This window comes from Leisingera sp. ANG-Vp, assembly GCF_000813725.1.
In the GTDB taxonomy this organism is placed as follows: Bacteria; Pseudomonadota; Alphaproteobacteria; order Rhodobacterales; family Rhodobacteraceae; genus Leisingera.
The window spans coordinates 1-736 of sequence record NZ_JWLD01000142.1; the positions used below are offsets into that span (position 1 = coordinate 1).

A 736-nucleotide genomic window follows, 5' to 3' on the forward strand; every position below is an offset into this window, starting at 1 on the left:
CCCCTTCCCGGCGCAGAGCCAAACCCGCAGCAGACACCCGCCGCCGTGCCGGATGCCCCCCGCATCAAGGCGGCGCTGGCCTTTCAGGGCGGCAGCGGCGACATCGACCCGGTCTCGCTGGCCGCCTTCCAAAGCTTCATGCAGCCAGGCGATGCCGCAGCCGAAGGAGATCCGCTGCGCGACGGTGTCTCCGGCATCCTAGCCGCAGTGCCCTGCTCCCGCCTGCAGGTTGCCTTTGTCCCGGAAACCGCCACGCTTGAGGTGCGCGGCCACCTGCCCGAAGACGGCTTGCGCAGCCCGGTCCTGGCGGCGCTGCAAGCGCAGATGGGCGCTGATATCGTGGTCTCGGATGAAATGCGGCTGCTGCCGCGGCCGCAATGCGGCGCTCTGTCAGGGATTTCAAACGTCGGCCTGCCGCAAAGCACCGACCAGATCACCAACCCCCTGCTGGTCGGTGACGATGCCCATGCCCGCGTGCTCGATTATTCCGGCGGCGAGCGGCTGTTCTTCGACCTCACCGCGCCGGACTACCCGGCCTATGTCTATGTCGACTATTTCGACGCCGGCGGCGCGGTGCTGCACCTCTCTCCGAATGAACTGGTTCCCCTGACTGAGGCAGTTCCCAAAAGCGCCCTGCGCGTCGGCGCCAAAGAAGCCGGAGACCCCGGCCTGCAGATCACCGTCGCCCCGCCCTATGGCCAGGAAATCGCCGTCGCCTTTGCCGCTTCGCACCCGC

Annotated in this window: 1 protein-coding gene; it reads left to right on the plus strand. The window is 67.8% G+C overall.

From position 1 onward, the window contains the following. Positions 1-45: 45 nt before the first annotated feature. Positions 46-736, plus strand: a 691-nt coding sequence (locus RA20_RS24465; protein ID WP_152618598.1) for a DUF4384 domain-containing protein, incomplete at its 3' end; no start/stop codon positions are given.